The sequence below is a fragment of the Stenotrophomonas sp. genome, assembly GCF_032103445.1.
In the GTDB taxonomy this organism is placed as follows: Bacteria; Pseudomonadota; Gammaproteobacteria; order Xanthomonadales; family Xanthomonadaceae; genus Stenotrophomonas.
This window is the reverse complement of the sequence record NZ_DAMDFR010000058.1, coordinates 1-20,529: the sequence shown is the minus strand read 5'-3', so window position 1 is coordinate 20,529 and position 20,529 is coordinate 1. Positions and strand designations below refer to the sequence as shown.

The following is a 20,529-nucleotide window of genomic DNA, read 5'->3' as shown; positions in this document are numbered from 1 at the left end:
CTAGTTGGTCACGTCGGTGATCTGCTGCTTGTCCCGTAGAGCCACGCCCTGCGTGGCTGCGCGGACCCGCACCGCTCCAAACCGGTGAACAACCGGGCCCCCGGTAGTGCCGGCCGCTGGCCGGCACCCGCAACACCCGACCAACACGTCGGCGTGGCGACATCCAACGAAGCCGCAGCCCAGCACGGCTCCAATGGTGACGGCTGGCCGATGTATCATGCGATGCAATCAGGGGAAGAATGGCGTCGAAGATGGACTTCCAGACGGCTTGCCAGCACGCTATCGCAGCATTCAACGAACTCCATCCGCCTGCGACTGTTCCAGACTGGTTCGACGACGCCATCACCATCGGTGGAACCAAGGACGACGCCGGGAACTGGACGATTTCGTTCACCCTCTGCCCCAAGCAGCCCAAGCCCGATGGTTGGTACTTGAAGCGCATCAACGACCGAAACGTCATGGTCAACCGGAATCCCAATACCGGCGAAGAACGAGTGGTCATCTCATGGACGTCCACCATCGCACCGGTGACGGCCTTCAGCGTCAGGGTATTGTCAGCGTCTGGGCAGTGTACGGTTCTGCAGGACTGCGACGTTGATACGTTGGACCCGGGCGCATTCGATTGGTGGGTGCAGCCGGAGCCTGCATCGTGACCAACGAGGTCGCTGGCACCATCCTGCTGCCCTGCCCACATTGCGCAGCCGAGGGCATGCTCCGCATTGGGCAGACTGCCATCCATGGCGAGCTGAGATGGTACGAGTCGCTGAACTGCAGCTGTAGATGCGCATCCGAGTCAGACGGCAATGGATTTCCGCCTGGTGAAATGCGGAGCCGAATACTTGATGAGCACGGTGAATGGGTGGTCATCCTGCCAACAGTCAAATCCAACGCCGAGACAGCCAGAGTGCTGCGCATCTATCTGGGGCTGGATTCCCGAGACGCCCTTCAGCGTATGAAAACGAGTCACAGCCAGGGTGTCTACTCCGGAACACGCGTGGAATGCGAGTGGCTTGCCAACAAGCCCACCCTCTCGTCGGAGCACCCAATCGTGCAGAGGCGCGCGGCTTCGGAAAGTGCACACCAAGGAAGATTGACTGGCAACGGCGAAACCGACCACGCCCCGGTAGACGAGCGGCGTCAGAAGCTATGGTCCGCATTGGACGAGTTCGTTTCGACTCCTGGTGCTCCGCTGGATCTCGCTGGAAGAATTGAAGTCATGCTTGATGACCTGTATCCCTATGACGACTACCTCCAGGAAACAGTCGAGATGCTTGCATGCTATCGCCCCGAAGAAATGGAATGGACCATTGGATGGGGACTGATGCGCTCGCGGCTGATCGGTGTCAGACGGCATCTGGAAGCGTCATGCGATGAGGCCAGACGTGAAGCGAATGAAGGTGAAAGCCACCCTCCAAGCTCAGCGGGGTAATGAGAATGACCGGAAAGCCAACGCCAACAGCGCAGGACCTCCAGCTGTTCATGCGGGCCTTGGATCAGTTCGGCTGCACGGGTACAAGTCGCGTTTCCTGTGACGCGTGCGGCTCGCTCATTCGGTTTGAAGTGATCAAGTCGGTGACGCGCCATGAGTGTGACTGCGGCAAGTTCACCGGGGTGCTTCGGGGTTTCTAGGGACCTCTCAGACATCGAGCCCGCCGAGGACATACTCACGCTCCTCCGGCAGCAACCCCGCCGCCTCCGCCAGCCTCCCTTCCTCCACCAGCGCATGCATCCGCTGCGCCAGCGGCGTCACCTCGGTGATCCCCTGGATCCACTCCCGGGTATAGTGGCGCACTGCTTCCCCACTCAGCCCGATCTGGATGGCACGGTGCTCCAGCGGCCGCAGATGCAGGTCGCGCTCAGGATCCCACTGCACCCGCACAGGTGAGCGTTGCTTCAACGCCTCCCACGCCACCGCGTCCATGCCCGGCTCCGGATGGCTGGCACAGCTATGCGCCAACGCCCACTCAAAGCCGTCGCGGGTGATGTCGATGGCCAGAATCCGCCGCTGGCCCTCATCTTTGTAGCCCCAGCCGGCGCGATACATCATCCACAGGAAGGAAGGCTTGATCCACGTCATCCGCTCGCGCTTGAACGGCGGGCTGACGAAGGTCTGGTGCTGCAGGGCGCTGTCGGCAATAAGGTCCGAATAGGCCTGGTAGACGCGGATGGTTTTGTCGTTATAGACCGCTCGGATCTGCCGGGCGGGAAATTTTTCGGTCATGGGCGCATTTGTATCGCGCTTCGAAACTGGCCGCAAACGACACCGGTTTGACGCTAACGGCACACCAATACGTGCGCCATATCACGCAATGCGCTCAATAACAGGCGAGGTGCGTCATTCTCCGATTGCGTGTACCGGAACGCAGCACACCGAACGCAAAAAAATCGCATTCCCAACGCCTCAAACTTGATGCAGGGTGGTTCGGCGGAGCGTCGGAACTTCGTAACTCACGAGGTCCCGCGCTCCCAACGTCACCGCCACTCCGGCGGGACGCCACCAACGGGAGAATCACCATGACAATCGATTGGGACGACACACCCAACCACGGCTTCAAGGGTGGCCAGGACATCCGGTATAACGCCGACACCAAAGAGATCAGCGGCTTCATCACCATCGGGCGGGTGTCGGATATTCCGGGCACGCCGGGCTACGACGAACCGTGCATGCGTCTGGAAGGCCAGTGGCTGGCCGATGCCGGCATGGGCGCGGGCACATGGCTGCGCGTGGACCTGGGCGTGAAGAGCTTCCTGCTGGTGCCGGTAAAGGCATCCGAAGTGCCGGAACTGGATGCCGACGGCGTAAGCAAAGACGGCGTGCCATACATCCAGGTTGGCTCCTACACCCTGCCGTCGCACGCCTCGCGAATGCGGAGAACCGATTCATGAGCGAACTGGTCGATATGGAGTTCCTGATCGAGGAAGAACACCTGTTTGCGTTGCGCCGGTTGGCACGAAGGATGAACTGCCACCCGGACGACATCATCGTCGCGATGATGGAGCGGGTCTGCGAGCGTGCCGAAGCCGCAGAAGCGCGCCAAACGCGCCATTAGCGTAGAGCCGGGCTTGCCCGGCTTCCGTCACCGCGAAAGCACTGAAATCAACGGGCTGGGGCGGGCTTCACGCACGCCGCCCCACCCCTATCATCTCACTCGCCATGAAACTCTCTGCGTCGGCAGCCACAGCGAATTCTTTAGCAGAATATTTCACTATTTTTCGCGTACTGCGCACTTACTTCATTGGACCACGCCCGGTGGCCGCGCTAACCTGACGTCGGAGCCGCCGGGGAAAGATGGCGGCTAGGGGAAGCAGCCTCAATCGAGGCTGTAAAGCAGCTTGATGCGCCAAGCGCGCACTTACTCGGAAGTATCAAAATGTTTACGGAAATCTGTGGCAACCGTGCCCGCGCGGCTGCGCGTGTCTTTTCGGGTGCTATTGCGTTCGCGGTAGTTTGTTTGGCGGTTCCTGCCCAGGCACAGGTTGTACCTGGCAGCAGTGCCACTGAACCGTGCAGCCAGGACTCCGGCTCAGGTGCGCTGGCATGCGGAAGTGGAAGTCAGGTAGGTACCAACGGCGGTTCGGGTCCGGGTGATAGTGGCGGTAGCGGCGGGGCGGGTGGCTCTGGCGTGGAGACCGGAAACGTCTCAATCGGCAATGGCAGCAAGTCGGGCGTCGGTGGTAATGGTGGGTACGGAAACTCCGGCGGAACAGGTGGCACCGGTGGATCCGGCGGTACCAACAACCTCGCCATCGGCGGCGGGAATGCGGGTGCGGGCGGCAACGGAGGTGAAGGCACCGCTGGGGGCAGTGGAGGAGCTGGGGGAATTGGGGGTGATAACAACATCGCAATCGGAACCGGCAGTGCGGCCGGCCAGGGTGGCTCTGGCGGGACGGGATGCTGCGGAGGCGGCGGATCGACCGGCGCGGCCGGCACGGACAGCAACGTTGCGATCGGCAATGGCGCAACCGCAAATGGCGGCAACTCGGTTGCCCTCGGCTCCAACAGCAATGACGGCGGCCAGGCCAATGTGGTGTCAGTTGGGTCGTCGGGTTCCGAGCGCAGGGTGACCAATGTCGCTGCGGGTAACGCTGCAACGGACGCCGCCAATGTGGGCCAGGTCCAGACGTTGACCGATGCAGCGGTCACCTCAGCGGGCACGTATACGGATACCCGTGAAGCAGCAGTTCGGTCTGACCTGGCATCCGCTGATGCGCAGACCCTGAGTTCGGCCAATTCATACGCAGACAGTCGCGAAGCGGCGATCCGCTCCGACGTTGCTACCGACAGTGCACAGACGTTGACCTCGGCCAACTCGTACACCGACGGACGCGAAGCCGCGCTCCGCTCCGACCTTGCCACCGGCAGTGCACAGACGTTGACCTCGGCCAACTCGTACACCGACGGACGCGAAGCCGCGCTCCGCTCTGACGTCGCCACCGGCAGCGCACAGACGTTGACCTCGGCCAACTCGTACACTGACGGACGCGAGGCGGCCATCCGCTCCGATATCGCCAGCGGCAGCGGGCAGGCGACAACCATGGCCAACGCGTACACCGACGGCCGCGAGGCGGCTATCCGCTCGGACGTTGCGACCGGCAATGCGCAGACCCTGAGCTCCGCGAACGCCTACACCGACGGGCGCGAAACCCAGATCCGCGGTGAAATGGCTACTGCCGACGCAGCAAACCTGCAGACTGCCCGTGACTACACGGATCGGACCGCAACCCAGACGCTGACCAGCGCGAATGCCTACACAGACAATCGCATTCAGTCATGGACCACCGACTTCACCGACTTCCGCAAGGACGTTGATCGCCGCTTCGACAAGCAGGATCAGAAGATCGACCGCATTGGTGCCATGAGTGCTGCAATGGCCAACATGGCGGCAAACGCCGCAGCGACCACCTCGACACGCGGGCGTCTTGCCGTGGGCGTAGGGTCGCAGGGCGGTGAGCAGGCGTTCTCCCTGGGCTATGGAAAGAAGATTGGTGACAAGGCGACGGTGACGTTCGGTGCTTCGTTCGGCGGCGGCGAAAACAGCGCCGGTGCCGGGTTTGGTATTGATCTGTAAATGGTCAAGGCGCGCGTCAACGTCAGTTGGCGCGCGCCTTACCACTAACTGTGCAACGGTGCCGCTTAAAACGGCAATGGCCGAAGTGAGTCGCGTCACCTGGAAACGCACGGGCCGGGTGGCTCACTCGCCGTACGCTTCCAGCGCCCGCATCGAGTAAACGTAAGCCGCACCCGCATTGACCTGGATTGCCGTAGCCAGCGCCTGCGCCAGTTCCGCCTCGGTCGCCCCGGCCTTCCGCGCCGCTTCGGTGTGCGTGCCAATGCACCCATCGCAACGCAGGCTGATCGCCACAGCAACGGCAATCAGTTCACGGGTCTTGGCGTCAAGCGCTTGATCATGCGCGGCGGCAGAGCCCAGCGATTGATAGGCCTCAAGCATTTTAGGATGGCGCTTGCCCAGGCTACCAAACGCCTTCTTCACTGCAGGTACGTATTCAGACCAGTTGAACAACATGGGATGTCTCCTTGAGAAGGTGGTCATGCCACCGGAATCGGGTTCTGCACCATCGAAAGATTGAACTGATGCACCAGCGCGTGCTCATCCGCCCCTGGGTTTGCGCGCACCGCTGCGATGCGATCCACCACGACTTCGGTAGTCGCGGTTGAAAGCTTCTCCAGCGTCTCCGCAATGAAGTCGTCCAGCGGCATCGCACGCGGGTCGTTGCTCTTGTAGATCAGGTCGGTATCCACCCACGGCGGTGCGATCTCCAGTACCTTCACCGAGCTGTCGCGCAACGCAAAACGCTGCGACATCGAGTAGGAGTGAATGGCCGCCTTGGTGGCCGAGTACAGCGCCGTCGAAGCCAGCGGAACGTAAGCCAGCACCGACGAGTTGTTGATGATCCAGCTCTGCGGCTGCTGCTTCAGATGCTCGACGAAAGCCGCGCTGACCCGGACCGGCCCCAGCAGGTTCGTGGCCACCAAGTGCGCAGCCTGCGCATCGTCCAGCGCACCGCCTGCGTCATCGAACGGCATGATGCCCGCATTGTTTACCACCACGTTCAGTGCCGGGTAGCGCGCAATCACATCAGCGGCGACCGCTTTGATCTGGTCCGGATCGGCAACGTCCAGTAGGACAGCATCAATGCCGGGGTTCTCGGCCTTGATCTGTTCCAGCAGCGCCTTGCGACGGCCGGCCACGATGACCTGGTTGCCGCGCGCATGCAGGGCCTTGGCCAGCGCCAAGCCGATGCCGGAGGTGCCGCCGGTGATGAAGATGGTGTTGTTCGTGAGGTTCATGGAAGCTTCTCCTGAGAGTTGAACGAGGTAAGCAGGGATTTAGTGGCCGGCGCGATAACGCGGGGCCACGGTGTTGCTGGAAAGATGTGCCGCCATCGTCTGGCGGGCCGTCTCAAAGGCCTCCCACTCCTCGCCGGCATGCAGAGACGGAAGGGTGATCAGCTCGCCTCGATCCAGGCCACGTAGGGCGGCATCCACCAGGTCTTCAGCCGGCATCACGATCTCGCGCGGAAGGTTCTCCACCGGCAGGCCGCCGATTGCCCAGAAGTCGGTGGCGGTCGCACCCGGAAGCACCGCCTGGACACGCAAGCCGGTGTCGACAAGTTCCTTGTGCAGCGATTGGGTGAAGGCGGTAACGAACGCCTTGCTTCCGCCGTAGACCCCATTGAGGATTTCCGGAGCCACGCTGGCAATGGACGAAATATTGATGACCGTGCCATGCCCACGCGCCACCATCTGCGGCACGGCGGCATAGGTCAGCCGCATGAGCGCGGTAACGTTGAGGTCCACCATGGCCGTCATCCGCTCCACGTCGCTCTGCAGCAGCGGCGTGTGGGTACCGATGCCCGCGTTGTTGACCAGCACCGTGATGTCGGCATCCTGCTGCAGGCGGCGCTCGACCGTGGCCAGCTGATCGCGCTGGCCCAGGTCTGCGGCCATGACCTCCACGGCGCGCTGGGTCTGGCTGCTGATCCGCTGAGCCAGGGCATTCAGCCGCTGGCGGTCGCGGGCGACCAGAATCAGGTCATGGCCGCGACGGGCCAGGCGCTCGGCATAGATCGCGCCAATGCCGGACGAAGCGCCGGTGACCAGGGCGACGCCGGCGGAAGAGGGGTGTGCGGACATGGGGCGTTCTCCAGATGGGCGGCCATGGCCGCGGGGTGTGGAGAAAGCTTGCGCCTGATGGACGATGGCGCAAATGACGCATATAGTCATGTTTTAGGACATGCAGGTTCGGCCACCATGCACAGGGTTGGGTACGTACTTGGCGACGGTTTCCAGGTCATGGCGCTCGGCTCCCAAGCGGTATTCGAGTTCGCCAACCTCGTGCATGGCGAAACCTTCTACACCGTGGAGAACTGGTCACTGCAAGGCGGGGAGATCAACGCCTCGCTGGGCATGCGGGTGATAACAAGCGAACTCACCGAGCGCAGCCGTGCCGATACCTGGATGTTCGCCGGGGTGATTGATCCGCTGTCCGGCCCGGTTTCGCCACCCTTGCTGGATTTCGTACGTCGCGTGGCACCCAAGGCACGGCGCGTGGCTGGCATCTGTACCGGCGGCTTCGTCCTTGCTGAGGCCGGTGTGCTCACGCAGCGGCGGGCCACCACCCACTGGGCCTACGCCGAGCACATGCAGCAGCGCCACCCCGACATCCAGGTGGAAGCCGACCGGATCTTCATTCTGGATGGTCAGTACTGGACCTCAGCCGGCATGACCGCCGCCCTCGACATGGCGCTGGGCATGGTCGAGAAAGACCTGGGGCCAGACGTAGCACGCTCGGTCGCACACCGGCTGGTGATGCACCACCGGCGCGCCGGTGGACAGACCCAGCATTCGGAACTGCTGGACCTAGCCCCGCGAAGCGACCGGATTCAGCAGGCGCTGGACTATGCCAAGCGGCACCTGGGCGACGCGCTGGGCGTGGAGCAGCTGGCCGAGCAGGTCAACCTCAGCGCCCGGCAGTTCAGCCGGATCTTCACGGCGGAAACCGGGCAGTCGCCCGCGAAGGCGATTGAGGCGCTGCGGCTGGAAGCGGCGCGGGTCATGGTCGAACAGGGGCGGCATCCGCTGGAGGTGATTGCCCGTGAGACGGGGTTCCGAGATCGGCGACACCTGCGCGAAGCCTACCTGCGAGGGTTTGGTGTGGCACCGCAGGCGATGCGGCGGCAGTCGCGTGCGAGGATGGAGGGGTGAGTTCCCGGCCAGGAGTCGAACCAACGCTATGAGGCGCAACACACTCATCTTCTCCGCGTTGGGTCCGATTTCCGGAAATAAGTTCAGAGAAGGAGAGTGGGATGAGCAGTCTGCCCGAGCCGCTGAGAGTAACCCTTAGGAACTTCTGTCATGTCGAATGGGTCGAGGTACCAGAGCTTCGTGATCTGATCAAAGAAGGCCGCATGAACGTTGATGTTGTGCTGTTGGAGGATCAAATGAATCAGATGCTTGATTCTGGTGAACTTCCTGTGGAAGAAATCAACAAGTTGACGTCGAACGAGTTCGAGTCGATTGAGGAGGCAGCTGAATGGCTGACCAAAATAAGAAGCGTTGTATTCCGAGATGAGCCTTGGTCTTGAGGTTGGAGCACAAGTTGTCAGGTCACGTAAGATGGATGTAGTCAATCGATGGAAGCCATGATCCAGAGCGTCTTCCTTAGATCGGTAAGCGACTCCATCGAGGAGGAGATGGAGATCCAGGTGGGTGATCTCGCCCTTACCTGCTTTGCGTTCTACTGCCCCCATAAAGTTCACGAAGGTATTCACTACCCTGTCGAACTGAGCGTTTACCTGCATGACGATCTCGCGATACGTCCTGTGAACGATGATGAGCCTTCGTCCGCCGTCAGGGTGGACGATGGGTTCTCATACGATCTCACAGGCGTCGTACGGGGTGCGAAATTCGAGGTCGATGGCGTGTACTTTGACATTGAGGAGCTGTTGGATGGGCCGGATGGCCTTTCGGCATATGACGGATCAACCGTATGCATTCGCGTTGACCGGATACAGATTGCGTTCGTGTGACTATCGATATCCCCAGAGGGAAGCCATGACGTGCCAGCTGTGCCACGAGCGAGCCGAGTTCGCATCTGAGAGTGACTATGTACAGTTCAGAAGGTTGGTCCTGGAGGTGGTTGGGCGTGGAGCCTTGGAGCTCCATCAGATAGGGGCAGGTCCATTCTATGAAGAGGTCTACAGATGCAGAGATTGCATGAGGCGTTGGGTGTTGGCGGTTCCCGATCAGGCATTTCGAGGCTATTGGAGACTGGTTGATGGTGCTGACCGTGGTCCTCGTCACACGCTCCCCCACAAGCTTCCTGCGGCCTGAAGCCTCGGGCTGCGCCATGACCATCTCCGCCAAAAACTGCCTACTTCCCGCTCGTTAGGAGAGTCGATGCCGAAGTACTTTGTCCACAACGGGTATTCCGGATGGTCCTATGGCACGCCGAGTGATCCGAAGCTGATCTCAGCGTCGGATGCGGCCAAGCTCATGAAGCAGGCCGGTTTGACTGCAGACCAGGTATCGCAGATCGTTCCGCCGGCACAGTACGCCGAGTCGGGTGACGCGCTCTTTGCAGCAACCAAGTGCAACCGGTTTCTGTTTTTCGGCGACCTCACGGACTGCGTTGATGTGGATTCCGGCAAGGTTGACGCGCCAATGCATGTCAAGTGGGTTGGCGGTGGCACATGACCGAGCTTCTACTGAGTATCGAGGACAGCTTCATTCTGACCGGCAGCGGAGGGCTGACTGTGGCACCCGATGTGCCGCTTGGTCGGTAGCGGCTACACGCATCAAGGCCCACGGGATCCCGGATCAGTCGCCGAGTCTGTCGTTGCATCTATCTGCAGGCTAGACTGCTGGCGGGACACAGCCAACCTGGAGCAATATGCATTCTTGGCGCAGGTACTATCTGGAGGCGATCAGAATGCTCGGCTACGGAAACCTCCCAAACCTTTCAAGCCGAGCGACCTTCTCTGGTCGATTGACTATGGCGTTAGAACTTTGTTAACGGTGATCGAAGGAATGACAGTCGCAACTTCCATGTCCTACATAGTGTCGCGTGGTAACGAGGCCGGCGTAGTGCTCACCCCACATTTGCACGAGGACGGCAAGTACGTAGCCAGCATGACTCGATTCGAGCAGGACTATGTTCGTGTTGAGACAGTCCGGGAGCTGGGAATCCTTGCCCGAAATGGCTTCAGTGTTCGTATGAGCAATCCGTATAGCGCAAATCATCGGGCACCAAGCCTCATCTCTCCTGGTTCGATTCAGATTTCGTTTCGAGAGCCAGTCGTGGCTATCTAGAAAGGCGTGGGCGATTCAGTGAGCGAAACCACTGAAGGAGGTGGACGTTGATCTTGGAGATTAGGGAAGGTGGCTCAACCAAGATTGTCTATTCACTGGAGCGAGAGGCGCTCTCGAACCCGGAGTGGATTCGGGATGCTCGAACTGCCACATTGGACCGAGCAATTGGATCTAAGGGTAGGTACGGACTTCTTGCGACTGATGAGTGGTGGGAGAACGTAAAAGCGAAACGGGTTCCGCTTTTGAATGTCTCAGGACGCATAATCAAGGCGTACAGGGCTGGTCGCGACTACCTCGACAACAATACTGTCGATCTCATTTCTCCGAACGGGGATGAGTTGACGGTGGGCATCTACGTGAACTCGCGAAAAGACGTTTCCCTGTTTGAGCAGGGAAATTGGCTTGATATGGTCTACGTGCTCGAAGAGCTGAAGCATCAGCCTGCAAAGGGGGGAGGTGTGAACTACTCGAAAGTGGCCCTGGAGGTTGCTATAACCGTCCCTTCGCCACAGTTGGCGTGATCAGGGTTCGTATCCCGATGGGTAGTGAGCGATAATTATGGTCGAATCCTTGGCGCGATATCCTTGTCCGGTAGAGATCACGTCCTGTTTTGCATTAAAACTCGGGGGGAGTTGATGCACCTGAAGCATGTATCTGCCTTTCTGATCGCCGTGCCTCTGGTAGCCGCGGGTCAGCAACCGGCCGAGGCGCCAGAGCGGTTGCGCCCCGTAATGATCATCGCGGGCTCTGCTCACTATCCACAAGAGCTGGCAGACAAGGGAGTCCAGGGTCAAGCGGTGTTCTCAACCGAGGTTCGTGTCGATGGAACGTTCGCTCCTTCAGTCCTCGTCGAGCCATCTGGTTCCGCGGAACTCGATGCGGCTGCTATCAAAGTAGTGGCAGGCGTGAGGGCAAAGCCCCAGAAGGTCGCCAAGGCTGTGCTCTTGCCGGTTCTATTCTACAAAGACAGCGTGAACAATCTTCATTTGAAGACCTGCGCCCAGTTCAATACTGATCTCGCGTACTTCGCAACCACCTTTCCCACCAGACCTGCGGATGAAATGAACATATTCAACATGGCTGCGGCTGTGGTTACGACCGTTGGCGGGGTTGATATGTCCAGTATTGGAAAACTCTCATCTGCGCCGCAGAAGACAGTGGAAGCATGTGCTAAGCGGCCGAAACGTCTGTTCATGGAGGAATTCATGAAGAGCGTGGGGAAGTGATGTCCGGCTGAGCCGAACTTCCTGCGCTGCCGGATGAGGGCAATTGGCCGCCCTCTGGCCGGCAAGCATGAGGGTCATCAGGTGTGGAGTTGGGGACGTTCATGAGGCTTCCATTTGGTAGCGCCGAGGACCAGGGTGTGACACAGATTCACGTTGATAGGACTCAGGTCCTGCAGGAGGCGGGCGAGACTCGGTTCGTCATGTACTGCAGGGTTGATGGTGAATGTGTTGAAAGAGGTAGCGTGCTCAGTTTGCCGATCTCGGCGGGCATGGACATGACTATTCCAGTCAACGAGGTTGTCCAGGAGGATGGTGGTGGGGTGGTAATCGTTGTCTCATGTGATGACGCTGATGAAGCAGACTTCCTTTCAGGGCTGGATCTTGCAGGGGAGATCCTGAACTACTGGATTGAGCCATCTGGACACGCCTCAACCAGGAACCCCGTCGGGTGAGTAACGAGTACAGGTATCTCTGGGACGGTAGTGTCCAGGGCTGGGCACTACTACACACGAACTGGCAGGACACGGAGCAGGAGCCGCGGTATCTGATTTTCAACCGGCTAACCAAGAGGGCCCTGCTCATATCGAATGACTCTGACTATGCAGCCGCGAAGCAGTCGATGCTTGATCACGGAGTTGAGGTGATCACGGAAGTGGTGTAGTTGATCATCTGGCGGGCCATGGTGTACAGGTCGACCAACTATCCGACACCGGCTTCCGGGCAGCGGGGGTCAGGTGACGAGCTATCTGGTGAAGAATGAACAGTGGCGATGACGTGCTGATCGAAGCACGCAAGGCCATGACTATCCCGGTCGACGAAGTCCTCCCGGGGGAAGGCGGGGGGGAATCGTTGTCTCATGTGTCGATGTTGATGAAGCAGATTTCCTTCTAGGGCAGGATCTTGCACGCAGTATCCTCACCGACCGGGTGAGCCATCTGGAGCGGATGCTCCGAAGGGGCATGTTCACCAGCGCTTGGATTACAAGTTAAGTTCAACGAAGATCCATAGACTTGGAGGGCACGATGAAGGTTAGATGCGTGCGTGTGCCAGAAATCGGGGCGGGCATGATTCCTCACCCGCTGGAGGGTGGAAAGATCTACGATGTCCTCGCCATGTACGCTTGGGTCGGAGGTGCGCGGAAGTTCCGTGTTCTGACTAACGAGTCAAGAGTCGGGCCAGAATCCGTGGGAGTTTTTGACGAATCTCTGTTTGAGAAGGTATGCGACGTGCGCCCGCCTAACTGGAGTGACAAGGCCTTCGGAGATATGGTTGAGAGCGCCCCTAGTGCTTGGCAAGAAGAGAGGTTCTGGGAGCATTTCTACGACGGCGATCCAGACGCGCAACGCAGCTTCGAGCGTGAGCTACAGGAAATGGTTGACGAAGGTCGTTAGGACTGTGTGGCTAGGCGGCTAAGCCGCGGTGGACCGGCCAGGACTTCGTAGTCGGCTTCAATCCTCAATCGCTTTGCTCAGGCAAAGCCTAATGGCGCAGCGAAGGCCACCTTCAACTCTGAGGGATCAACCGTAGTGTCGGCGGTGACAGTCTCCATCGCCCCCGACGTCATCGCATCGCACCGATGGCCGAAAGCGCCACGCACGCTACAGCACTCACTGAAATCCGTGGCGCGGACTCGCGCCAGAATATCGTCATCCCCAGCCAGCCGCGACGCAATCCACCGCGTTTCGCCAAATTTTCGCGTCACTTACGTCACCAATGGCGCGCATCCGCGCCACGTCCCAAAAAGCAGAATTTCCCTACTTCCCAACCGTTTCCACTTCCGGCACCGTAGGCCCCGGAGCTTAGAGCACTCCGAGCGTACGTAAAGTGGTTGTCCCGTTGTCGGGAAGGTGGCGAATACAAAACCCCCCCCAAGACGGGGAAATAAGCCACGCCGTTTTCGTACGTTCATGGTCTCTAACCTCCCGACGCCTTTCCCATGGTGGGAAAGGCCTCTTCCCGGGAGTCTGTGATGTACGCGTTCTGGGCCTTCACCCATCGCTTCGAGCTGCCCACTCGAGGCCTTCGATTACGTCTTCCGCGCGCTCGCAGCCACTTAGCGCTGCCACTCTTCGCGCGCATCCACCCCTTATAGCGCCGGGCACAACCCCGGCCATCTGATCGGCACCGCCACGCGCCGTTGCTGCGCCGTGCGCTGTCCATTCGTTGAACTTACTTGTTACCCAATCGTGGGAGGATTCCATGTGCGAGCTTGTTCTGTTGCAGATACGCATTGCCAGGCCAATGCATGCCGCCTTGAAGGCGGCTGCCCAACACGAGGGGCGTTCCCTCAGCAAACTGGTCAATCAGCTGCTGGAGTCATACCTGTTGCTGCGCACCTGTGCGCTGAAGGAAGACGGCAGCCCGTCACCAGCGGCGGAGCTGGCCGCCGCATCACCGCCGTGGATGGCCTTCGGCCGGCCACGCCGACGCGGTCGGCGGCAGCGCCGGCACGCAGGAGCACAGCCATGAGCACCATCTCCAGGACCATCATCTACCCCACGCCCCGCGAGCATCCGGGCAAGGTGCTGCTGGCGAACTACATGAAGCCGCTGCGGCTTTCGGTGCGCCACCTTGCCTGCTGCCTCAACGTAAGCCGGGGTCGTCTGGACGCCGTGGTGCGGGGCCGCAGCGGCATCGACCCACAGTTGTCGATGCGGCTGGGCCGCCATTTCCGCGACCCACCGCTGTACTGGTTTGAGCTGCAGAATGCCTACGACATAGAACTGGCGTACCGCGTCTACGGCCCGAGTGTCGATCTGGTCCGCCCGCGCGCCTACTGGTAACGGCACGCTCCACACAACCGCCCGCAAGGACGCGGCATCCCAACAGGTTTGCCGTAAACATGCTCAATCGTGAATTCCGTTGCGCGGCCCACGCTGGCCGCGCAAGCACCGCCGCGCCCGTCAGGGCCGCACCCACACAGGCAGCAGGAGGTTCAGGCATGGGCCTGATGATGGCGTTGGAAATAGAGTTGGGCGCAACGCTGGAAGAGGTGGCGCAGACGCTCACTGACCTTGGCGCATGCGTAAAGGACATCCCGCATATCCATGGCGGCCTGCTGCCCGGCTCGAAGTGCGGCTTCGGCCTGACCTTGCACCGCTACCCGATGCGCGTGCTGGCCAAGGGGATGAAGGTCAACTGGACCGTGGGCCTGACGATGACCTTCCACTTCCGCGCCAGCAACAAGATGAGCAGCATGGCGGAGATCTATCCGTTCATCGAGCTGTTCGCGGAGCAGCACCCGCACCGGTTTGTGCTGTCGTTCGAGTACGAGCGGGTTTATGCGGTGCGGGACGAGAAGGGGCTGGATCTGCGGTGGCCGTTCTCAGCACGAGGTGGGTTCCTGGCGCGGACAGCGCCATTCCACACGTATCGCTGCCCAGTTTGTCGGTTGATCAGGCTGGAGCTGGGATGTTTGATAGCGTACGCTTGGCGAATGACGAACAATCGTGAAGTATTTTCGGAGCAGCAATTGGACGAACTGCTTTTTGGACGAGGAATGACTGTCCAGGACTACTATATCGAGCAGTATCCATCTGGCGAGATGTTGTGCTTCCGTGACTCCAAGGGCCAAGCGTACGATCTGCATTTCAACGACGATGATATGGCCTCGGCTCAGATGCGAAGGTTGAAGCAACTTGGCGTTCGCATTGTCACTCTGGGTTAGGCGCAGAGCCTCCGGGTTGGATCAGCAGCAGTTATCCGATGGGCTATCATCATGCTTTGGGGAAGGCTTGGGGTGAAGCAATGCTTGTGAAATCTATACGTGCAGATCAGGCGATTCAGGCATCAGGATTCGAAAGCGCGGAGTCCTATCTGCACATGATCGAATGGCTGAGGCAGGGGGACTTTCCCAGCTTCCTGATCAACCACGTCGAGAGTGAGCTTCACGCGCAGGACGCTGGTTCACGACTCATGTCGGTGGTCTGTGGCGCAGGGATCAAGCCCGAAACAAAGCTGCGCGTCGCAGGCGATAATGAAGATGTCGGCTACGTAAAGGCGCTGAGCATGATCTTCCCTCTCAGTCTCACTGTAGTCGGCGGAAATGGGGTGATATGGCTGCTGGATGTCGAAGCTGGATATCACGCAACAGGCATGGATGTGCCTGACGGCTTTGCTCTGAGATTTGACTTCAATGTGATCGAAGCCCGAGCGTCCGGCTGAAGCACCAAGGGCCGGAACCCATACTTAATCAAGTGATGGTCTGTGCATGGATAATGGCGCGGTAGTAGAAGATCTTGAGCGGCTTCTTCTTGCGGCTGAGCACATACTCGATACCGAGTACTCGTTTGACCTGGCGGAGCCGACCTATCGGGCATGTCTTGAACTGATTGCCGGTGCGCCAGATCAGCGGGAGACATTATCCGATTTGCTGATAGCCATGTATGAGAGTAAGAGGGTTTCGGACGAGCCCATTGCCTACCTCATGCACTCCCTCAGATGGTCCGAGGTCAGGGAGTGGGCGGAGCGGTCATTGCGCTCTGATCCTACTGCTTTCGCAACGGGAGCGGGGAGGGCGAACATCCTCGCTGCGTACTTCGACGACTGGGAGAATCGGGATTTCTACGTCTTCTGACCCTACGCAGTACCGCTCTGCGGCAGCCGAACTTCGCCTTCTGTCCTCCATCGCGGCCGCCGACTGGCTACTTGAACAGTATCCGGCAGGTTCGCCGGAATACGGCACCGCCTTCGATCTGTTGGCGGCGCGGTCCTGGAAGCGCGCCGATCAGAAGCGACTGGCAGACCACTACCTTGCACGGCTGCCATTCGCCAGCGCCAAGCCCTACAAGGTCTTCCTGTCCTTCATGGCGGTTCCGGTATTCCTCTCGGTGTTGGAGAAGCACCTGCCAAGGGATAAATCAGGTCTGGACCTCCTTCGCTACCATCTCGAGCCAATGCTGGTCCTAGCAGCCGTGACGGACAAAGACAGCAGGGTGGTCCAGGATTTCCTTGCCCGCCTGAAGTGAATTGAATGAAGCGTAGCCGGCCCAGCCCTTCAGTCACATTCGCCGCCCCACCCCGTCATGGCATGCTAAGACCCTTCACTCAAGGACGTGAACCCGCATGCACCCAGCCACCCGACCCCTGGCCGCCAGCGCAGCCCTGCTGTTGCTGGCCGCCTGCCAGGCCACGCCGGAGCCCGCCGCTGAGGCGGCCCAGCGCCAGTACGGCCAGCTCACCTTCAAGCCTTGCACGCTGACCAGCAGCCAGGCCAGCAGCAACGTGGAAGCCGAATGCGCCACCCTGCAGGTGGCCGAGAACCCGGACGCGCCGAACGGCCGCAAGATCGGCTTGAACATCGCCTGGCTGGACACCGAGAACCAGGGCGAGGGCAAGCAGGACCCGGTGTTCTTCCTGGCCGGTGGCCCCGGCCAGAGCGCCACCGAGGTGGCGGCGGTGGTGAACCAGGCGCTGCGCGAAGTGCGAAAGAAGCGCGACATCATTCTGGTGGACCAGCGCGGCACCGGTAAATCCAACCCGCTTACCTGCCTGGATGCGGACGGCAAGGAGCTGGCGTTCGACGAGAACGCCGCCGCCACCCCGGAAGTGGTGGCCGAGTATGCCGGCCGCTGCGCCGCCACCCTGACTTCGCGCGCCGACAGCCGCTTCTACACCACCACCCAGGCGATTGGTGACCTGGACGCGGTGCGTGCGGCGATGGGCGTGGACAAGATCAACCTGATCGGCGGCTCCTACGGCACCCGCGTGGCCCAGCAGTACGCCGCGCGCTTCCCGCAGCACACCCGCACGGTGGTGATTGACGGCGTGGTGCCGAACGAGTTGGTGGTGGGCGGTGACTTCGCCAACACCTTCGAAAACGCCATTGCGCTGCAGTCCGCGCAGTGCAGCAAAGATGCCGCCTGCGCCAAGCGCTTCCCGGTGGATACCCGCACCCAGCTGCGCAACGTGATGACCACGCTGAACACCGCGTCGGTGGAGGTGGACTACCGCGACCCGGGCACCAACGAAGCGCGCCGCGACAAGGTCACCGCCGATACCGTCACCAGCCTGGCCTTCCTGTTCTCGTACATGCCGGAGCTGTCCTCGCTGCTGCCGGTCGTGCTGGATGAAGCCGCACACGGCCGCTATGCACCGCTGATGTCGCTCAACCGCATGGCCGGCCGTTCGATGGACGGGCAGATGAACCGGGGCATGCAGTGGTCGGTGATCTGCGCCGAAGATGCGGACCGCTACCAGCCGGCCCCGGCCGGCGACACCCTGCTGGGCCCGGAAGTGGCGCGCATGTTCTTCGCCGCCTGCCCGGCGTGGAACGTGGGCACCCGCCCGAAGGACTTCACCCAGCCCTTGCACACGGAGCTGCCGGTGCTGCTGCTCAGTGGTGAACTCGACCCGGTCACCCCGCCGCGCTACGCCGAGCAGGTGCTGAAGGGCCTGCCCAACGGCCGCCATCTGGTGGCGAAGGGGCAGGGCCACGGCACCCTCAACGCCGGCTGCATGCCGCGCGTGCTGGCGCAGTTCGTGGACAACGCCGATGCCAAATCACTGGAAGTGAGCTGCCTGGATTCCCTGAGTCCGGTGCCGGCCTTCACCTCGTTCAATGGATGGGAACCATGATCGTCGCCGAGAACCTGCATAAAGCCTTCCAGACCAAGACCGGCCTGATCCAGGCGGTCCAGAACGTGGGCTTCCACGCCGAAGACGGCCAGATCACCGGCCTGCTCGGTCCCAACGGTGCGGGCAAGACCACCACCATGCGCATGCTGTACACGCTGATGAGCCCGGACCAGGGCCGCGTGCTGGTGGATGGCCTGGATGCGTCGAAGGAAGCCGTGGCAGTGCGCCGCCGGCTCGGCGTGCTGCCGGACGCGCGTGGCGTGTACAAGCGCCTCACCGCGCGCGAGAACATCGCGTACTTCGGACAGCTGCACGGCATGAATGCGGCGGACATCCGCGAGCGCACCAAGGTGCTGTCCAAAGCCTTGGACATGGAAGACATTCTGGACCGCCAGACCGACGGTTTCTCGCAGGGCCAGCGCACCAAGACCGCGATTGCACGCGCCCTGGTGCACGACCCGCGCAACGTGATTCTGGACGAACCCACCAACGGCCTGGACGTGATGACCACGCGTGCGCTGCGTGGCTTCCTGCGCGGGCTGCGCGACGAAGGCCGCTGCGTGATCTTCTCCAGCCACATCATGCAGGAGGTGGCGGCACTGTGCGATCGCATCGTGATCATCGCCAAGGGCACGGTGATGGCGGCCGGCACAGCGGATGAGCTGCGCGCGCAGACCGGCGAATCGAATCTGGAAGATGCCTTCGTCAAGGCCATCGGTAGCGAAGAAGGACTGCACGCATGAGCGCGTTTGCCACGTTGTTGACCGTGATGCGCAAGGAACTGCGCGACCTCTCCCGCGACCGCCGCACGTTGGCCCTGACCCTGCTGCTGGGGCCGCTGCTGTACCCGATTCTGATTCTGGGCATGGGCAAGCTGGCCGAAACCCGAGTCAAGACCCAGATCGACAAGCCGCTGGAGATTCCCACCATCGGGGCCGAGCACGCGCCGAATCTGGTGAAGTTCCTCGCCGCGCAGGGCTTGAACGCGGTGGAGGCCCCGAAGGACCTCACCGCCGCCATCCGCGACCAGCGCATTGATGTGGCGCTGCGGATCAGCCCGGACTTCCGCAGGAACTGGGAAGAGGGCCGCCCGGCGCTGGTGGAGATCGTGCAGGACAGCACCCGTCGTGCCGCCGATGTGCCCACCGGGCGCCTGAAGGCCGCGTTGGCCGGCTACGGCCAGCAGGTCGGCGCGCTGCGTCTGCTCGCTCGTGGCGTGGACGCCCAGGTTGCAAGGCCGCTGGATGTAGCCACGCAGGACCTGGCCACGGCCGAGGCCAAGCGCGGGGTGATGCTGTCGATCCTGCTGCCGGTGCTGCTGACCATCACCTCGTTCCTCGGCGGTGCCTATCTGGTGATGGACACCACCGCCGGCGAGCGTGAGCGCCAGTCGCTGGAGCCGCTGCTGGCCACGCCGGCACCGCGCAGTGCGATTGTGAGCGGCAAGATCGCGGCGGCGTGCGTGGTGGGGCTGGCGTCGTTGTTGCTCACACTGCTGGCGTTCAAGCTCAGCGCACAGCTGGGCACAGGCGCGGCCGCGCGGCAGCTCAACATGGGCTTCGTGCCGATGCTGCAGATGCTGTTCATCATGCTGCCGATGCTGCTGATCGGCACCTCGCTGCTGACCTTCCTGTCGGCCGCGTCCAAGAGCATGAAGGAAGCGCAGAGCCACATGACCTGGCTGATGCTGCTGCCGATGCTGCCCGGTTACGCGCTGATGGTGTACCCGGTGAAGAGCGAGCTGTGGCAACTGGCGGTACCGTTCCTGGCGCAGAACCAGATGCTGCTGAAGATCATCCGCCACGAACCCATCAGCCTGCAGATGTGGGGCGTCTACCTCGCCACCAGCCTCGGCATCGCCGCCATCCTCTGGTACGCCGCCGTGCGCCGCTACCACCAGGAGCGCCTGGCGATCTCCGGCTGATCCACCCCGTAGAGCCACGCCCTGCGTGGCTGCACTTGGTAGCGCCGGCCGTTGGCCGGCCCACGTACCGCCTGTGCCGGCCAGCGGCCGGCACTACCGGGTGTGTCGCGAACGGAAGCATGTGCGCAACAAAAAAGGCCCGGATCGCTCCGGGCCTTTTCATTACAGCGGGTCAACCGATCAACCGCCCGGAGCAAACGCCAGGGTGCGGCGGGTGGTGACCGGGGCCGAGACCGGCTCGAACTTCCAGCGCTTCACGGCGTTCAGGGCTTCGCGGTCGAACACGCGGGCCGGGGTGGCGCGCAGCACGCGGGCGTTGGTCACCGAGCCGTCGGTGCCGACGGTGATTTCCACCAGCACGTCACCCGAGGTACCGGCGCGCAGGGCTTCCGGGGGGTAACGCGGGGCCGGGGTGCTGACCGGGCGCAGGTTGTTGGCAGCGGCGGCGGGGGCGGCGGCGCGGGAGGCTG

General features: G+C 61.4%; 27 protein-coding genes. 22 read left to right on the top strand and 5 right to left on the bottom strand.

Translation table 11 applies throughout. The annotated features are described in order from the left end of the window. Window positions 1-239 precede the first annotated feature (239 nt). Together RT551_RS16770 and RT551_RS16765 are read left to right on the top strand one after the other, a co-directional pair. On the top strand, window positions 240-653 hold the full coding sequence (locus tag RT551_RS16770; RefSeq protein WP_313460727.1) for a hypothetical protein: 414 nt from the start codon (window positions 240-242) through the stop codon (window positions 651-653). Beyond that, a complete protein-coding gene (locus RT551_RS16765) occupies window positions 650-1,429 on the top strand; it encodes a hypothetical protein (RefSeq protein ID WP_313460725.1) in 780 nt (259 codons plus the stop codon). Before RT551_RS16770 ends, RT551_RS16765 begins: the two co-directional genes overlap by 4 nt. Window positions 1,430-1,636: 207 nt before the next feature. Here RT551_RS16765 and RT551_RS16760 read toward each other — a convergent pair whose 3' ends face one another. Further along, a complete protein-coding gene (locus RT551_RS16760; protein ID WP_313460723.1) occupies window positions 1,637-2,221 on the bottom strand; it encodes a DUF4291 domain-containing protein in 585 nt (194 codons plus the stop codon). A gap of 293 nt (window positions 2,222-2,514) precedes the next feature. On the opposite strand from RT551_RS16760, the gene RT551_RS16755 reads away from it, so the two are divergent. From RT551_RS16755 to RT551_RS16745, 3 genes are all read left to right on the top strand, one after another. Next, a complete protein-coding gene (locus RT551_RS16755) occupies window positions 2,515-2,886 on the top strand; it encodes a hypothetical protein (protein WP_313460721.1) in 372 nt (123 codons plus the stop codon). Then, window positions 2,883-3,050 carry a hypothetical protein gene (locus RT551_RS16750; protein WP_313460719.1) on the top strand — a complete coding sequence of 56 codons (168 nt, stop codon included), beginning with the start codon at window positions 2,883-2,885 and terminating at the stop codon, window positions 3,048-3,050. Before RT551_RS16755 ends, RT551_RS16750 begins: the two co-directional genes overlap by 4 nt. Before the next feature lie 321 nt (window positions 3,051-3,371). Then, entirely contained in the window at window positions 3,372-5,069 is a 1,698-nt protein-coding gene (locus RT551_RS16745) for a YadA C-terminal domain-containing protein (protein WP_313460717.1), read from the top strand. 123 nt (window positions 5,070-5,192) lie between these two features. On the opposite strand, the gene RT551_RS16740 is transcribed toward RT551_RS16745, so the two are convergent. The 3 genes from RT551_RS16740 to RT551_RS16730 are packed head-to-tail and all read right to left on the bottom strand — an operon-like array spanning window position 5,193 to window position 7,156. Further along, window positions 5,193-5,525: a carboxymuconolactone decarboxylase family protein gene (locus RT551_RS16740; RefSeq protein ID WP_313460715.1), complete on the bottom strand. Its 333-nt coding sequence runs from the start codon at window positions 5,523-5,525 to the stop codon at window positions 5,193-5,195. A gap of 23 nt (window positions 5,526-5,548) precedes the next feature. Further along, entirely contained in the window at window positions 5,549-6,310 is a 762-nt protein-coding gene (locus tag RT551_RS16735) for an SDR family NAD(P)-dependent oxidoreductase (RefSeq protein ID WP_313460713.1), read from the bottom strand. A 39-nt stretch (window positions 6,311-6,349) separates the two neighbouring features. Next, entirely contained in the window at window positions 6,350-7,156 is an 807-nt protein-coding gene (locus RT551_RS16730; RefSeq protein ID WP_313460711.1) for an SDR family oxidoreductase, read from the bottom strand. Window positions 7,157-7,273: 117 nt separating this feature from the next. Here RT551_RS16730 and RT551_RS16725 point away from each other — a divergent pair, with 117 nt between their 5' ends. The 17 genes from RT551_RS16725 (at window position 7,274) to RT551_RS16645 (ending at window position 20,059) form a co-directional block, all read left to right on the top strand. Continuing rightward, window positions 7,274-8,227 (top strand): GlxA family transcriptional regulator, encoded by a 954-nt coding sequence (locus RT551_RS16725; protein WP_313460709.1) that lies wholly within the window; start codon window positions 7,274-7,276, stop codon window positions 8,225-8,227. Between the two features lie 101 nt (window positions 8,228-8,328). Further along, entirely contained in the window at window positions 8,329-8,607 is a 279-nt protein-coding gene (locus RT551_RS16720; protein ID WP_313460707.1) for a hypothetical protein, read from the top strand. Between the two features lie 48 nt (window positions 8,608-8,655). Continuing rightward, window positions 8,656-9,051, top strand: coding sequence for a hypothetical protein (locus tag RT551_RS16715; RefSeq protein ID WP_313460705.1), 396 nt, complete (start codon window positions 8,656-8,658; stop codon window positions 9,049-9,051). A gap of 370 nt (window positions 9,052-9,421) precedes the next feature. Further along, a complete protein-coding gene (locus RT551_RS16710) occupies window positions 9,422-9,718 on the top strand; it encodes a hypothetical protein (protein WP_313460703.1) in 297 nt (98 codons plus the stop codon). 662 nt (window positions 9,719-10,380) lie between these two features. Beyond that, the gene (locus tag RT551_RS16705; protein WP_313460701.1) at window positions 10,381-10,854 is read left to right on the top strand and encodes a hypothetical protein; all 474 of its coding nucleotides are present in this window, start codon (window positions 10,381-10,383) and stop codon (window positions 10,852-10,854) included. 114 nt (window positions 10,855-10,968) lie between these two features. Then, window positions 10,969-11,559 carry a TonB family protein gene (locus tag RT551_RS16700; RefSeq protein WP_313460699.1) on the top strand — a complete coding sequence of 197 codons (591 nt, stop codon included), beginning with the start codon at window positions 10,969-10,971 and terminating at the stop codon, window positions 11,557-11,559. A 137-nt stretch (window positions 11,560-11,696) separates the two neighbouring features. Further along, window positions 11,697-12,011 carry a hypothetical protein gene (locus RT551_RS16695; RefSeq protein ID WP_313460697.1) on the top strand — a complete coding sequence of 105 codons (315 nt, stop codon included), beginning with the start codon at window positions 11,697-11,699 and terminating at the stop codon, window positions 12,009-12,011. Between the two features lie 585 nt (window positions 12,012-12,596). Continuing rightward, a complete protein-coding gene (locus RT551_RS16690; protein ID WP_313460696.1) occupies window positions 12,597-12,950 on the top strand; it encodes a hypothetical protein in 354 nt (117 codons plus the stop codon). Window positions 12,951-13,758: 808 nt separating this feature from the next. Further along, on the top strand, window positions 13,759-14,028 hold the full coding sequence (locus RT551_RS16685) for a hypothetical protein (RefSeq protein ID WP_313460695.1): 270 nt from the start codon (window positions 13,759-13,761) through the stop codon (window positions 14,026-14,028). After that, window positions 14,025-14,342 (top strand): HigA family addiction module antitoxin, encoded by a 318-nt coding sequence (locus tag RT551_RS16680; RefSeq protein WP_313460694.1) that lies wholly within the window; start codon window positions 14,025-14,027, stop codon window positions 14,340-14,342. Before RT551_RS16685 ends, RT551_RS16680 begins: the two co-directional genes overlap by 4 nt. Before the next feature lie 158 nt (window positions 14,343-14,500). Next, window positions 14,501-15,226 carry a hypothetical protein gene (locus RT551_RS16675; RefSeq protein WP_313460692.1) on the top strand — a complete coding sequence of 242 codons (726 nt, stop codon included), beginning with the start codon at window positions 14,501-14,503 and terminating at the stop codon, window positions 15,224-15,226. A 38-nt stretch (window positions 15,227-15,264) separates the two neighbouring features. Further along, the gene (locus tag RT551_RS16670) at window positions 15,265-15,723 is read left to right on the top strand and encodes a hypothetical protein (protein ID WP_313460690.1); all 459 of its coding nucleotides are present in this window, start codon (window positions 15,265-15,267) and stop codon (window positions 15,721-15,723) included. Between the two features lie 46 nt (window positions 15,724-15,769). Beyond that, window positions 15,770-16,135, top strand: a complete 366-nt coding sequence (locus tag RT551_RS16665) for a hypothetical protein (RefSeq protein ID WP_313460689.1) — start codon at window positions 15,770-15,772, stop codon at window positions 16,133-16,135. A gap of 121 nt (window positions 16,136-16,256) precedes the next feature. Further along, the gene (locus RT551_RS16660; RefSeq protein ID WP_313460687.1) at window positions 16,257-16,526 is read left to right on the top strand and encodes a hypothetical protein; all 270 of its coding nucleotides are present in this window, start codon (window positions 16,257-16,259) and stop codon (window positions 16,524-16,526) included. Window positions 16,527-16,623: 97 nt separating this feature from the next. Then, the gene (locus RT551_RS16655) at window positions 16,624-18,135 is read left to right on the top strand and encodes an alpha/beta hydrolase (protein WP_313460685.1); all 1,512 of its coding nucleotides are present in this window, start codon (window positions 16,624-16,626) and stop codon (window positions 18,133-18,135) included. Continuing rightward, window positions 18,132-18,878, top strand: a complete 747-nt coding sequence (locus tag RT551_RS16650; RefSeq protein ID WP_313460683.1) for an ATP-binding cassette domain-containing protein — start codon at window positions 18,132-18,134, stop codon at window positions 18,876-18,878. The genes RT551_RS16655 and RT551_RS16650 overlap by 4 nt, the downstream gene beginning before the upstream one ends. Next, window positions 18,875-20,059, top strand: a complete 1,185-nt coding sequence (locus RT551_RS16645; protein WP_313460681.1) for an ABC transporter permease — start codon at window positions 18,875-18,877, stop codon at window positions 20,057-20,059. Before RT551_RS16650 ends, RT551_RS16645 begins: the two co-directional genes overlap by 4 nt. A gap of 180 nt (window positions 20,060-20,239) precedes the next feature. On the opposite strand, the gene RT551_RS16640 is transcribed toward RT551_RS16645, so the two are convergent. Further along, window positions 20,240-20,529, bottom strand: a 290-nt coding sequence (locus RT551_RS16640; protein WP_313460679.1) for an energy transducer TonB, incomplete at its 5' end; no start/stop codon positions are given.